The organism is Mycobacterium sp. IDUB_37 (assembly GCF_055419245.1).
This window is the reverse complement of the sequence record NZ_JBVAXG010000009.1, coordinates 1-12,464: the sequence shown is the minus strand read 5'-3', so window position 1 is coordinate 12,464 and position 12,464 is coordinate 1. Positions and strand designations below refer to the sequence as shown.

The 12,464-nt window shown below is 62.4% G+C and carries 13 protein-coding genes; 7 read left to right on the top strand and 6 right to left on the bottom strand.

Annotated features, from left to right (window positions below; genetic code table 11):
* Window positions 1-11: 11 nt before the first annotated feature.
* Window positions 12-623, bottom strand: coding sequence for a TetR/AcrR family transcriptional regulator (locus tag ACZY1I_RS24885; RefSeq protein WP_463758629.1), 612 nt, complete (start codon window positions 621-623; stop codon window positions 12-14).
* An 89-nt stretch (window positions 624-712) separates the two neighbouring features.
* Window positions 713-2,203 carry an aldehyde dehydrogenase family protein gene (locus ACZY1I_RS24880; protein WP_463758627.1) on the bottom strand — a complete coding sequence of 497 codons (1,491 nt, stop codon included), beginning with the start codon at window positions 2,201-2,203 and terminating at the stop codon, window positions 713-715.
* A gap of 55 nt (window positions 2,204-2,258) precedes the next feature.
* Between ACZY1I_RS24880 and ACZY1I_RS24875 the strand changes: the two genes are divergently transcribed.
* The 4 genes from ACZY1I_RS24875 (at window position 2,259) to ACZY1I_RS24860 (ending at window position 5,545) form a co-directional block, all read left to right on the top strand.
* Window positions 2,259-3,047, top strand: coding sequence for an SDR family NAD(P)-dependent oxidoreductase (locus ACZY1I_RS24875; protein WP_463758624.1), 789 nt, complete (start codon window positions 2,259-2,261; stop codon window positions 3,045-3,047).
* Window positions 3,048-3,120: 73 nt separating this feature from the next.
* Window positions 3,121-3,921 (top strand): SDR family NAD(P)-dependent oxidoreductase, encoded by an 801-nt coding sequence (locus ACZY1I_RS24870; protein WP_463758621.1) that lies wholly within the window; start codon window positions 3,121-3,123, stop codon window positions 3,919-3,921.
* A gap of 32 nt (window positions 3,922-3,953) precedes the next feature.
* Window positions 3,954-4,370 (top strand): Zn-ribbon domain-containing OB-fold protein, encoded by a 417-nt coding sequence (locus ACZY1I_RS24865; protein WP_463758619.1) that lies wholly within the window; start codon window positions 3,954-3,956, stop codon window positions 4,368-4,370.
* Window positions 4,370-5,545, top strand: a complete 1,176-nt coding sequence (locus ACZY1I_RS24860) for a thiolase family protein (RefSeq protein ID WP_463758617.1) — start codon at window positions 4,370-4,372, stop codon at window positions 5,543-5,545. The genes ACZY1I_RS24865 and ACZY1I_RS24860 overlap by 1 nt, the downstream gene beginning before the upstream one ends.
* Window positions 5,546-5,685: 140 nt before the next feature.
* On the opposite strand, the gene ACZY1I_RS24855 is transcribed toward ACZY1I_RS24860, so the two are convergent.
* Genes ACZY1I_RS24855 through ACZY1I_RS24845 form a run of 3 tightly spaced genes read right to left on the bottom strand, consistent with a single transcriptional unit; the run spans window position 5,686 to window position 8,982 of the window.
* Window positions 5,686-6,885: a dihydrolipoamide acetyltransferase family protein gene (locus tag ACZY1I_RS24855; protein ID WP_463758614.1), complete on the bottom strand. Its 1,200-nt coding sequence runs from the start codon at window positions 6,883-6,885 to the stop codon at window positions 5,686-5,688.
* A gap of 4 nt (window positions 6,886-6,889) precedes the next feature.
* The gene (locus ACZY1I_RS24850; RefSeq protein ID WP_463758611.1) at window positions 6,890-7,858 is read right to left on the bottom strand and encodes an alpha-ketoacid dehydrogenase subunit beta; all 969 of its coding nucleotides are present in this window, start codon (window positions 7,856-7,858) and stop codon (window positions 6,890-6,892) included.
* A gap of 11 nt (window positions 7,859-7,869) precedes the next feature.
* Window positions 7,870-8,982, bottom strand: coding sequence for a thiamine pyrophosphate-dependent enzyme (locus ACZY1I_RS24845; RefSeq protein ID WP_463758609.1), 1,113 nt, complete (start codon window positions 8,980-8,982; stop codon window positions 7,870-7,872).
* 177 nt (window positions 8,983-9,159) lie between these two features.
* Between ACZY1I_RS24845 and ACZY1I_RS24840 the strand changes: the two genes are divergently transcribed.
* On the top strand, window positions 9,160-9,297 hold the full coding sequence (locus ACZY1I_RS24840) for a hypothetical protein (RefSeq protein WP_463758607.1): 138 nt from the start codon (window positions 9,160-9,162) through the stop codon (window positions 9,295-9,297).
* A 240-nt stretch (window positions 9,298-9,537) separates the two neighbouring features.
* On the opposite strand, the gene ACZY1I_RS24835 is transcribed toward ACZY1I_RS24840, so the two are convergent.
* Window positions 9,538-10,188, bottom strand: coding sequence for an ATP-binding protein (locus ACZY1I_RS24835; RefSeq protein WP_463758605.1), 651 nt, complete (start codon window positions 10,186-10,188; stop codon window positions 9,538-9,540).
* Window positions 10,189-10,758: 570 nt separating this feature from the next.
* Here ACZY1I_RS24835 and ACZY1I_RS24830 point away from each other — a divergent pair.
* Together ACZY1I_RS24830 and ACZY1I_RS24825 are read left to right on the top strand one after the other, a co-directional pair.
* Window positions 10,759-11,745: a hypothetical protein gene (locus ACZY1I_RS24830; protein ID WP_463758602.1), complete on the top strand. Its 987-nt coding sequence runs from the start codon at window positions 10,759-10,761 to the stop codon at window positions 11,743-11,745.
* Between the two features lie 312 nt (window positions 11,746-12,057).
* On the top strand, window positions 12,058-12,464 hold a 407-nt coding region (locus tag ACZY1I_RS24825; protein ID WP_463758598.1), incomplete at its 3' end, for a helix-turn-helix domain-containing protein.

Genomic DNA, 12,464 nt, shown 5'->3' with positions numbered 1-12,464 from the left:
AGGTGCGAGTACTAGCGCAGCCCGTTGATGGCGAACTTCTCGACGTATTTACGGACTGTCTCCGGCTTGGTCATATCGAAGCTGAGGCCTTGGTTGACGGTCGAGAACGAATACACGATTCGAGCCAACCACTCACTGGCGGCGGTGACGTCGATTGTGCCACCGACCTCGCCGCGTTTCTGGGCGTCGCGCACATACGGTTCGAGGAACTTCGTGGTGCGCCGGACAGCACTGTCACCGTCAGCGATCATGTGGCGCATCAGCTCAGCGTCATCGGCCATCAGGCGATTGCGAGTGCGGTGATCCAGCAGGATGGTCGCGTGCGTTTGGGCCATCGCTCCGAGTTGTTCAGCGAGGGTGGACTTGTCGGCCATTGCCGCCGCGACTTCGCGATAAAAACGTTGGGCGCCATGCTCGATCGCGGCCTGGATTAGCACATCGCGATCGACGAAGTACCGGTAGACAGTGCCGCGGGATACCTTGGCCATCCGCGCCACGTCTTGCACGCTGGTGCGCTGGATACCCAGTTGACTGAAACATTCGTTGGCGGCATCCAAGATCTGCTCGCGACGATCAAACTCGTCTGCGACTTCGACCTCGACAGCAGCGCGATCTGCCGACATGTCGCTCCCCTCACGCCCGAACCAACAGGTAATTTCGTCTCTTATGCTACTTGACAGGTGTTGTCATAGTGTTAAGGCGCACCTTTCGCTCAACCAATGAACGTCGTCTTGGTTTCCAGGTACGCCAGAAGGCCGGCCTGCCCGTTCTCGCGGCCCAGTCCCGACTGCTTCATACCGCCGAACGGCGCATGTGGTTGCAGCGTCCATGAATTCACACCCACATTACCGGCCCGCAGCGAACGACTCACCCGCAACGCGCGGCTGACGTCGCGGGTGTAAACCGCCGCTCCCAACCCGTACCTCGAATCATTGGCCAGCCGAATCCCTTCCTCCTCGTCGGAAAACGGGATGACGCACAACACCGGTCCGAAGATTTCGTCTTGCGCCACGGCCATCGAGTTGTCGACGTCCACCAGAATGGTTGGGGCAACAAAGTATCCGGTGGAAGGTGCGCGTTCGGCGCGGCAACCTCCCGTCGCAAGTTGTGCGCCAGCCTCTACGGCTCTATCGATGTGGTGCAGCACCTTCTCCATATGGTGCGGGCTGATCATCGGAGCAGCCGAAACAGCTGGGTCGAAGGGGTCGCCGAAGGAGGCGGCCGCAGCGAATCCTATTAGGGCGTTCAGCACGTCGTCGTAGACATCGCGATGAACCAGAATTCGGGACTGACACACGCAAACCTGACCCGACATGCCCAGAAACACATTGCCGGCAGCCATTCCGACAGCCATGCCGAGGTCGGCATCGGGAAAAATCAGGGCCGGGCTCTTGCCGCCCAGTTCCAACGAGACGCGGCCGATGCGGGCACTGACGGCGGCCGCGATTGCGCCACCGGCGTCCCGGCTGCCAGTGAACGACACCTTGTCCACGCGAGGATCCGCGACAAGCGCGGTGCCCACCGGATCCCCGGGGCCGGTCACCATATTGAAGACCCCCGGCGGAAGATCTGCCTGTGCAATGAGTTCCGCGATCCGAAGACTCACCATCGGGGACAGTTCGGAAGGTTTTGCGACCACCGTGCATCCTGCGGCAAGCGCCGGCGCCAGCTTTTGGGCGAACAGGCTCATCGGGGCATTCCACGGCGTGATGACGGCGGCGACACCGACCGGTTCGTGGGTGGTGAAGGTGAACGGCTGCGTGGGTTCCCACTGTGGGTAGGTTTCGCCGGTGATCTTGTCTACCCAACCGGCATAGGTGTCGAAGAGGTCAGCCGGGTAGTCGGCGCCCATCTGGTAGAAGCCGACGAATGAGCTTGGCGTTGCATTGTCCAGGGACAGCAGCGTATTGAGGTTCGTGGCATCAGCTCGGATGAGATCCGCGATGGTGTGCAGGTAACGTGCCCGATCGCGAGCCATCATCCTGGGCCAGGGGCCGCTGTCGAAAGCATTACGTGCCGCGGTGACCGCCGCGTCGACATGGGCCCGGCTTGCGCTGGGCGCGTCGAAGACGATTTCGCCGGTGGCCGGGTGGATGTGAGTGATCGGATCGCTCGACCCGTCGACCCACGTGCCGTTGATGAACAGCCGTGGTGGGGGCAACGTCGCTCGCGCTAGGTGCGGCGATACCGAAATTGCTGACACCTAGTAAACAATAATACAATATCTGTAATTGTGTAGAGCTTGTCAGGGGGCTCCTATGTCAACTTCGTCGCTGAGCGGGCAGGTTGTGCTGATTACCGGCGCGAGTGGCGGCATCGGCCGGGTGCTGGCGCTGAGGTATGCGCAAGCCGGTGCGGCAGTGGCACTGGTTGCGCGCCGGGAGTCGGAGTTGGACATGACGGCACGATTGGTGGCAGATGAGGGAGGTGCAGCCCTGCGGCTGGTGGCTGACATCTGCGACGAAGATCGTTGCCGGCAGGTGGTCGCCCAGGTGTTGGAGCGATTCGGCCGCCTCGACGTGCTCGTGAACAACGCGGCAATCCCGGGAACGGACCAGCCGATTAGCCAAGCCACAGCAGCGAATTGGCAACAAGTAATTACCACCAACCTGGTGGCGCCGATGGTGCTGTCGCGAGAAGTGCTACGACAAAACATGATTGCTAACAGACGCGGCAACATCCAGTTCCTCTCATCCGCCGCCGCGAGATCGGTGCGGCCGGCCAAAGCGCATTACGCTGCCGCCAAGTTGGCGTTGAGCGCGTTGGGTCAAACGCTGGCCATCGAGGTGGGCGATCTCGGAATCCGGGTGAACACCATCGTGATCGGTGCCGTGGCGGGCGAACTGCTAGACAGTTACGTCGGCAAGCTGGCCGCCGAACAGAGGGTCGGACCGGGCGAGGTGCGTCGGAGAGTCGTAGCGTCGAATGCCTTGGCTCGACTTGTCGAACCTGAAGAAGTCGCTGACGTGTCAATGTGGCTTGCTTCGGATGCAGCCTCGGCTGTGACAGGGCAAGACATCTTCGTTACCGGAGGCCAACGCTACTGATCAGCAGCATTGAATAAATAGACGAGATATGTTCAATTGTTATATCCGAGTGTTTCGTTCCTGAGGAGTGGTGTTGACCCGTTTGGAAGACAGACAGGCTTTGGTGACCGGCGGGGCCCAGGGATTAGGTCGGGCCATCGCACACCGACTGGCCGAGTTGGGTGCCAACGTCACCATCGTTGACCTGAACGAGGACAAAGCCCGCGAATGCGTCGAGCAGATCCATGGGAAGAACGGTCAGGCGTCATTCGTACGAGCGAATGTCGCGCGCCGCGAAGACATCGAAGCGGCAGTGCGCCAAGCCGCGGACAACGGCGACGGACGAATCGACATCATGGTCAATGCCGCCCAATTCTTCGCTATGCCAAAGGCACTGGAGCTGGTCACTGATAAGGATTGGGAGTTGTCGGAGGCGACCGGGCCGAGGGCAACCTTCCGCTTCATGCAGATCGGCTTTCCCTTCCTGCAGGCATCCCGGCGGGCGTCGGTGATCAACTTCGTCTCGGGCTCTGCGCTGGCGGGCATCGCCTACACCGCGCCGTACTCGGCTGCGAAAGGCGCGGTGGCCGCCTTGACCAAGGTCGCCGCCAACGAGTGGGCCCGTCATCGCATCCGGGTCAACGCAGTCTGCCCCTTCGCACTGACGGACGTGCAGCAGAAGATGATCGGGACCGAATGGGACAACTACACCCGAACGGCGAATGCATCGCCGATGAAGCGGGGAGCGGATCCTGACGCCGAAATCGCCCCCGCCGTTGCCTTTTTAGCCGGTGACGATGCGGCATTCGTGACGGGAACAGTGCTGCACATCGACGGCGGTATGACCGAGTTGTCCACGGTCGACTATTCGCAATCACCAGGCGTATTCGGCTAGGCCGACGACGCCTGCCAGATGCGAGGGAGTACATGTCAGATATTCAGCGACCGTTACCCGCAGTAACAGAGCTGACCCGGCCCTTCTGGACCGGCGGGGCCCAGGGGGTACTGCGCATGCAACAGTGCACACTCTGTAACCGACTGTGCCACCCGCCGGCATTGCGATGCCCACACGATCACGCAACACTCGAATTCACCGAACTCAGCGGTCGCGGTCGGCTCGAATCGTGGACTATCAACCGGCACCAGTGGTTTCCCGGCTTCACGCCGCCTTACGTCATCGCATTCGTCAACCCCGTCGAGGACCCGGGTGCCCGCTTGCTGACCAACTTGGTCAACGTCCACCACGACGAGATTGTCGACAACATGGCCCTGCGGGTGGTCTTCGATCGCGTGGTCGACAGCGACGAAGAGGTCTATGTGCCTCTATTCGAGCCGGACCGCTGATGGGAAGCCCACTCACTGATCGGGTCATCATCAGCGGCATCGGCCAGTCCGCGATTGGCCGCCGGCTAGGCCGCGACGGCCTGGATCTGACCGTTGAAGCCTGCGAAGCTGCTGTAGCCGATGCGGGCCTACGCCTCGCCGACATCGACGGCCTGACAACCTATCCTGGCTCATCGCAGCCCGGCTTAGGATTCTCTGGCGCATCGCTGCGAGACATCCACGACGCCTTAGGAATCAAACCGAATTGGGTGGCCGGGGGAGTCGAGTCGCCCGGCCAACTCGGTGCGGTCGTCGACGCGATGATGGCCGTCGCCACCGGATTGGCCACTCACGTGCTGTGTTGGCGCAGCATCTGGGAGGGCACCGCGCAAGGTGCCGGCCGGCGCAAAGGGTACGGCGCTGGCGGAGGTCGGCCCGCAGGACTTTTGGCCTGGCAGTTGCCCTTTGGTGCCACTGCGGCCAACCTGGCCGGGCTGCAAATCCAGGCGCGGATGCAACGATTCGGACTGACTCGCGAACAGTTGGCGTCGATCGCCATCACGCAGCGAACGCACGCCGGACGCAACCCGAACGCGATCTACTCCGATCCGCTGGATCTCGAGACCTATCTGAACGCACGGATGGTGTCAGACCCGCTGTGCATGTTCGATTGTGACATCGCGTGCGACGGCGCAACAGCTTTCGTGGTGTCACGCGCCGAACATGCCGCAGCCCTAGACCATTCCGCGGTAGTTGTCGAAGCCCTCGATTGTGCCCACCATGACCGTTTCACTTGGGAAGCCGGGCAGGACATCACCCGAATAAGTTCTCGATCTTCAACGATCTGGGAAAGAACGGATTTCACTGTCGCCGACGTCGATGTGGCGTCACTATATGACGGGTTCAGTGTGTTCGTGCTGTGCTGGCTCGAGGACTTCGGCTTTTGCAAGGTGGGGGAGTCCGGCGAGTGGGTCGCCGACCCGACCCGCATCTCGTTGGACAGCGAGTTGCCGATCAACACCGCGGGCGGCCAACTATCAGGCGGCCGTCTGCACGGCTTTGGACACCTACACGAAGCGTGCTTACAGGTCCGGGGCGAAGCCGATGCGCGCCAAGTGGACGGCGCCTCGCTGGCGGCGGTCGGCGTCGGAGCGGCAAACAGCGGAACCACCGCCATGCTGCTGAGGCGCGCATGAGCGGGGGGCACTCAGAAGGAGTTCGAGCCGGCTTCATGGGGTTAGGCGACCCGGGCTCAAGAACGAGACGATCAGCGCCGACAACAAGCAGCAACCTCGGCGAAGCGCGGACTCTCGTCTCTGCAAGGTTCGGCGCGTGATCACTTGCTCGGTGCGTACAGCAGCGCCTGAACCGGTTCGGTGAGGACCGCAGCGACCGTAGTCAGCACCATGGATCCGAGTTGTCCATCGACGAGGCGGTGATCGAACGTCAACGCCAAATGGGCGACCTGGCGGATCGCAATCTGGTCGTCCACTACCCAGGGAGTTGGTCGCACCGCGCCGAAGGCCAAGATCGCTGCTTCCCCTGGGTTGAGGATTGGCGTGCCGGTGTCAACCCCGAGAGCTCCGATATTCGTAATGGTGATGGTGCCCCCGGAGAGGTCGGTCGGTGTCGCCTTACCTGCGCGTGCCGTTTCGACTAATCGTGCTAAGGCGCCTGCCAATTCAGGCAAAGTCAGGTTATCGGCGTTCTTGATATTGGGTACCACGAGACCCCGTGGCGTGGCTGCGGCGATACCAAGGTTGACGTAGTTGTAGTAGACGACCTCTTGGTTGGCGTCGTCCCACCGTGCGTTCACGCCCGGGTGCCGGCTGACCGCAGTCAACAGCGCTTTCGCGACGAACAGCATGGGATTCACCCGGACCCCCGACCACCGTGGATCGGCCCGCAGTAAGCGGACAAGGCCGATGGTTTCAGTGACATCGACGGCCAGCCACTCCGTGACGTGCGGTGCGGTGAACGCTGACCGAACCATTGCTGCCGCAATGGATTTGCGAACGCCTTTGACCGGCAGGCGCGTCTCCCTCGCGGCAGTGACGAGATTGGGCATTTCACTGCGTGGACGCAGGTGTCTGCGTCGGGCGGCGAGCTTAGTGGGGCCGGCACCGACGAGGGTTTTCACCTCGGGTGCGGCCGTAGCTTCTGGCTGTGGCAATGGTTCGGCGTCGAGGGTCTTCGCCGGTTGCGATGGCGCGGGCTGCAATGTGGGGACTGCTCGTAGCGGCTCAATTGTGGGTACTTGAGGATCTGGGGTCTTAACCGTCGCAGCTGAGGTGTCGACTCGGAAGGTGACGATCACGGCACCTACTTCGACCACCGCGCCCTCTTCGACATGCAGGGCCTCGATCACACCGGCGACTGGTGACGGCAATTCGACTGCCGCTTTTGCGGTTTCGATCTCGCATAGCACCTGATTTACCGTCACGGTGTCGCCGACCCCGACAGCCCAGTGCAGCAACTCGGCCTCTATGAGGCCCTCTCCGACGTCCGGCAGTTTGAAACGGGCGATGGTGGCCATTGGGTTACCGTTCGAAGAAAAGGGAACGGTCGATTGCTTCCAGGACGCGGTCGATGTCCGGCAAAAACTGCGCTTCGACACGCGCTGGCGGATATGGCGTGTTGAAGGCGCCGACCCGCAATACCGGTGCGCGCAGGTCGCTGAAGCAGGCCTCGGAGATCGAGGCAGCGATCTCTGCACCCAATCCCATGAATGTCGACGCCTCGTGCACCACCACTACACGCCCCGTGCGCCTGGCTTGTTCGGCAAGGACCGGCATGTCCACCGGCGACAAACTCCGCAGGTCGACGACGCCCACGGAGTATCCGTCCTCGTCGGCGGCGTCAGCCGTCGCCATCGCGGTGGCGACCGTGGGGCCGTACGCGACCAAGGTGCAGTCGGTTCCGTGGCGACGGACACGCGCGCGGTCGATCCCTTCCGTTGTGGTCTCGTCGACCTCCGACTTGTGCCAGTACTGACGCTTCGGCTCGTAAAAGATGACTGGGTCGTTGCTCCGGATTGATTGCTGGATCATGTGATAGGCGTCGTTCGCATCCGCGCAGGCCACCACCCGCAGGCCCGGGGTGTGTGCGAAGTAGGCCTCGTTTGATTCGCTGTGATGCTCGACCGCGCCGATCCCGCCACCCACCGGAATCCGGATGACTACCGGCATTGCGATCCGACCATTCGAGCGCGCCCGCATCTTGGCCAGTTGGCTGACGATCTGATCGAACGCCGGGTAGACGAATCCGTCGAACTGGATTTCACAGACCGGCCGATAACCTCGCAGGGCCAACCCGATAGCCGTTCCCACGATCCCGGACTCAGCCAGCGGGGTGTCGACAACGCGGCGCTTCCCGAACCGCTTTTGCAATCCGTCGGTGACCCGGAAGACGCCACCCAAGGTGCCGATATCCTCGCCCATCAACAAGACCCTGTCATCCGCCTCCATCGCAGCCCGCAAGCCTGCGTTGAGCGCCGCGCTCAAGCTCATCGTCGACACGATCAAGCCCCGTAATCGAGGAGCGAACATGCGCTGGCGAAGCTGGCGTGCTCTGCGTCGACGAGCGCGTGTGGCTCTGCGTAGGTGTTCTCGAATGTGTCGTCGAGTCGCGGATCGCTGATGGCGCGACAATCCGACCGCACTTGTTCACCGAATGCGTCACACTCGCGCTCGAGCGCTTCGAAGAATTCACCGTCGGCGCCTCGGCTCTCCAAGAGCGCGCGCACACGCAAGAGCGGATCACGCGACTCGTAGAGCTTGAGCTCATTGGCATCGCGATACCGGTCCGGATCGTCGGAACTGCTGTGTCCACCCCGGCGGTACGTCTGCGCCTCGATCAGCACGGGCCCGCCGCCGGCGCGGACGTGTTGGGCGGCTTCACTTGTCACGGCGTGCACGGCGAGCACGTCGTTGCCGTCGACGTGGTACGCCTGCAACCCGAAACCTTCGGCACGGCGATGTAACGGTGCCCCCATCTGCGTGGACGTTGGCGTCGAGATCGCCCACTGGTTGTTCTGGCAGAAGAACAGCACTGGTAACGAGCCCGCGGCGGCCCAGTTGAACGCCTCGTTGACATCCCCCTGACTGGTCGCGCCGTCTCCGACGTAGACCGCGACGACTTCGTCCGTGCCCTCCATCGCTGCGCCAGTGGCGAACCCGGTCGCATGCAGTGTTTGCGTTCCCAGAACTAGGGAGTAGATGTGGAACCGATATTTCATCGGATCCCAGCCAGAGTGCGAACACCCACGCCATTGGGCCAATAACTGAGTCGGCGACAACCCGCGGCATAGGGCTGCGGCGTGTTCGCGATAACTCGGAAAGACCATGTCAGAGTCACGAAGCGCTCGGATCGATCCGACCTGTGCAGCCTCCTGGCCCCAACTCATCAGCCATAGGTTCAGTTCACCCTGCCGCTGCAGCGCCAGGGCCTCGGCATCGAACCGCCGGGCCAGCGCCATGTCCCGGTACAAGTGGCGCGCCAACGGCACGTCGATGCCGTGTGCCTCCCCCTGCAACGTTGGTGAGCCGTGCGGTGTGACAAATTGGATCAACGGGTCGGCGGCGGTTGTCGGCCCAGCGGTTGCCGGATCAGAAGCCCGGTGAGCAATGCTCACCACGTTTGCTCTATCGACCGGTGTGGCGGTCCGACGGTGTAGCGCGCGCCGAAACAGGACAGAATCTTCAGCCATGTGCGGTGCTCCCCCTACGATCCGCGGCAATGTTCGGCTGAGTACCCCGTTTGCGCAGGCTCGACGCGTGATCGTCCCACTTTGTCGGCCACCATCAGTCCGGTGAGCACCTTCGGGCCGCAGCTGGGCACCTTTCGCAGCGGTGGGCCGCGCGGGCGCCGACTTTCGAGGCACAGCGGCGTCATCGTGGGTGGTGCGGATATCTCCGACATTGGTCTGGCGGCGTTCCTCGGCACGTAGACCGGCCAGCAGCGCGCCAAAGATGATCGCGAGATCACGCAGTCGCGGGCCATCGAATTGCGCAAATCCGAGCCGACGAGTCTCTCAGCATGTCGTTGGATAGCCAAGCATTTGCACTCGAACATACGGCTCGCAAGGCGCACCCGCTAGCTAGAGATTCGAGCATCTAGAGATTCGAGTTCGATCTGATGTCATCGTCAGATGAAGGGGTTGAAGGATCGCTGGTCAGGATCCTTTTGGTCAGGCGGGGGCGGCGTCGCCGATGGCTGGCTGCTCAAAATTAGCCGGCGGGGCGGGCAGCCCATCTGTGACGGTGTTGGGGGTGCTGGCTGCGGTTGTGTCGGAGTGGAGGTCGACTTCGGCGCCGATTGCGGGAGCGACCTGTCCTGATAGCTGATCGTTAAAGTCGCTCAGCCCGGTTTCGGTTTCGGTGGCATCGTCCTCAAGTGGCGGCTTGATCTGTTCTGCCAGGTCAAATCGTAGGGTGATTTGGGTGCCGTGAGCGGAGCCTGCGATGTCGACGTTGGTGGCGATTTCGTTGATCAGGTGCAGGCCGCGTCCGCGGTGCTGGCTGCGGCTAGGGGGGTGGTCTGAAGGTTCGAGCCAGCGGCCGTGGTCGTTGACCGTCACGGTGACGGACTCGCCGTGCAGGGTTGCTTGAAGCGATACGAACTGGGTGGTGTCGAAGCGGCTGCCGTGTTCCATCGCATTGGTGACTGCTTCGCTGACTGCCAGCAGGAGGTCGAGCGCGTGGTCAGGTTTCAGAGCGATGTCTTTGAGCCACTGAGCGAATTGGTGTCGCGAGGTGACGACATTTTCTGGCGTGGCGCCCCATTCGCGAGCAAAGAAACTGGTCTCAGTTTCGTGAGCCGGTGGAAGTTCGTTTGTCATCGAAACATCAGTAGCCCCGTAAGCCCGGCTGTATTGGTCGGAGCAGCTGGAGGCTGCGATTGTGCTGCGGGCTGGGCCGGGTCACCAAGCGCCGTAGCCGAGGTGCTGTGTTGGAGTCGCGCCGTGGTGTGGAAGGGGCTGTATTAGTACCAGCGTTGCGACCTGAAGAACCAGGAAGTAGCTGCTGCATCAACGTGACCTCATAACTCCAGCGGGTCGGAGGCGCCGGGGGCAGTTGTGCCCCGTTGTGTCGTCAGTTAAACCTCGGTTAGGCCACCATAGTTCGCTCTTGCGGGCAAATTGTGTCGATGATTGGTTTTAGTGAATTCCACTGCCGTGGTGCATTCTCGGGGGGGCTGGAATGGGGCCTCGGCCCAGGCCAAAAAATGAACCAGAATGTGATGCCCAGAACGCCGGGTCAGAAGTGGTCAATACCACTGTGTTGTAACGGGATTCAGCGTTAAGTGGAGGGGCGGTCGGATTGGAGACGGTGCGGCGTGAGATCGACAAACTCGCCGCGATCCGGAGCCTGGGGTTACCGCGGGACTTGTTTGGCGGCGGTCGGAGAAGTTGGTCGAGGCGGGGCGGGCGCGGGCCGCTCGCACCTACCCATCGGATCTGCGGGCCGCCTCGCAGACCGTCAGGCTGACGCTGCTGGCAGCGCTGTGTTGGGTCCGATCCGCTGAGATCACCGATGCTTTGGTGGATTTGTTGATCGGGCTGGTGCACAAGATCAATGCTCGCGCCGACCGGCGGGTGGAACGAGAACTGATCGACGACCTGCGTACAGTACGCGGCAAGGCGACGATCCTGTTCCGCCTCGCCGAAGCTGCCATCGAGCACCCCGACGACACCGTCCGCGACGCCGTCTGCCCCGTGGTCAGGGAGAAGACGCTACGCGAACTGGTGCGGGAGGCGGAGGCGAACCAACAGGCCTTCCAGGCACGGGTCCGCACGGTGTTGCGCGGCTCGTATTCCAACCATTACCGAAGGATGCTGCCACCGTTGTTGGCGGCGTTGGGTTTTCGCTGCAACAACACCGCCTATCGGCCGGTGATGGCCGCGTTGGAACTGCTGCAACGCTACGCAGACGTGGACGGCAAGGTCCGGTTCTACACCTCCTCCGACGTGGTGCCGTTGGATTGTGTGGTCCCGAAGGGATGGCGGGAAGCGGTACTCGACGACCGATCTCGCGTCGAGCGCGTCCCGTACGAACTGTGCGTGCTCATCGCGCTGGCGCGCGTGTGCAATCTACGCGGGGACCTCGGCCACCAGGCGCAGCATCCCAAAGTTACCCGCTGGACTGGTGCGGCAATCGTTTCTTTTGGGGGCGCCACGTATGTTCGCGGCTTGTTAGATGGCGGTGATTCGGTGGCAGCGCGGGGTGGCTGCCTGTATGGCAGGTCGGCACGGCTGCGGTCGGGCGGATCTACATGTTTCTGGCTGGGGCGCAGGTTGGCGTCTGGGTTAGCGGGGCACCGAAACGATGCACTAGTGCCTCGGCGATGCAGCGGGTGTTGGCCTGCATCTCGGCCTGCAGCGCTGGTGTGCCGTTGACGACTTGGGGTCCGTGGTTGGACCCGATCAGCGTGAGTATGAAGCTGAGTTCGTCGATTCGGAGGTAGAGGCGTCGGCCGGCGTACTGGAACGGCCCATGCTCGTATCCTGATGGGCAACTGAAGGCCTCGTCGGCAAGCCCAAGTTCATTGGTTTGGCATTCCTCACGCGCGGACGAGCCTGTCAGCGGCGGCTGAAAATTGACCCCCTGGCGGCACGTGAAGATTGACCCCCTGGTGGTGTGGTGGTGATGTTTAGCCCGGACACATGGCTGACAGCTCGTCCCGGGGACATCGCTGACACTCTCTGAAAGTGAGAGTGCTGAGCGTGAACGAACGCTGGTTGGAGATCTTGCTAACCCCGATGCGTGACCAGATCACTGTGGCCGAGACGTGCCGCCGCTACGGCGTATCTCGGCAGACGTTCTACGTCTACCAACGCCGGCTCTACGCCGACGGCGTGGCCGCCTTGGCGCCGTTGTCGAGACGCCCGAAGACCTCACCGGCCCGTACCGCCGCCGAGCTCGAGGCGGAGATCGTGCGGCTACGCAAAGCCAACCCCCGCTGGGGTGCACGCACGATCCACTCCCGCCTTCGCCGTGCCGGCGCGCCTCACGTGCCGGCAATATCGACGATTCATCGCATACTGCAACGCAATTCACTCATCACACCCCGCGATCGGCGGCGAGCGGCGCCAACCTGGCGGCGCTTCGAACGCTA

Excerpts from the sequence above, each read along its gene's own strand:
- ACZY1I_RS24850 (WP_463758611.1), bottom strand. The coding sequence starts at position 7,858 with ATGAGCTTGAGCGCGGCGCTCAACGCAGGCTTGCGGGCTGCGATGGAG.
- ACZY1I_RS24885 (WP_463758629.1), bottom strand. The coding sequence starts at position 623 with ATGTCGGCAGATCGCGCTGCTGTCGAGGTCGAAGTCGCAGACGAGTTT.
- ACZY1I_RS24875 (WP_463758624.1), top strand. The coding sequence starts at position 2,259 with ATGTCAACTTCGTCGCTGAGCGGGCAGGTTGTGCTGATTACCGGCGCG.
- ACZY1I_RS24865 (WP_463758619.1), top strand. The coding sequence starts at position 3,954 with ATGTCAGATATTCAGCGACCGTTACCCGCAGTAACAGAGCTGACCCGG.
- ACZY1I_RS24855 (WP_463758614.1), bottom strand. The coding sequence starts at position 6,885 with ATGGCCACCATCGCCCGTTTCAAACTGCCGGACGTCGGAGAGGGCCTC.
- ACZY1I_RS24860 (WP_463758617.1), top strand. The coding sequence starts at position 4,370 with ATGGGAAGCCCACTCACTGATCGGGTCATCATCAGCGGCATCGGCCAG.
- ACZY1I_RS24835 (WP_463758605.1), bottom strand. The coding sequence starts at position 10,188 with ATGACAAACGAACTTCCACCGGCTCACGAAACTGAGACCAGTTTCTTT.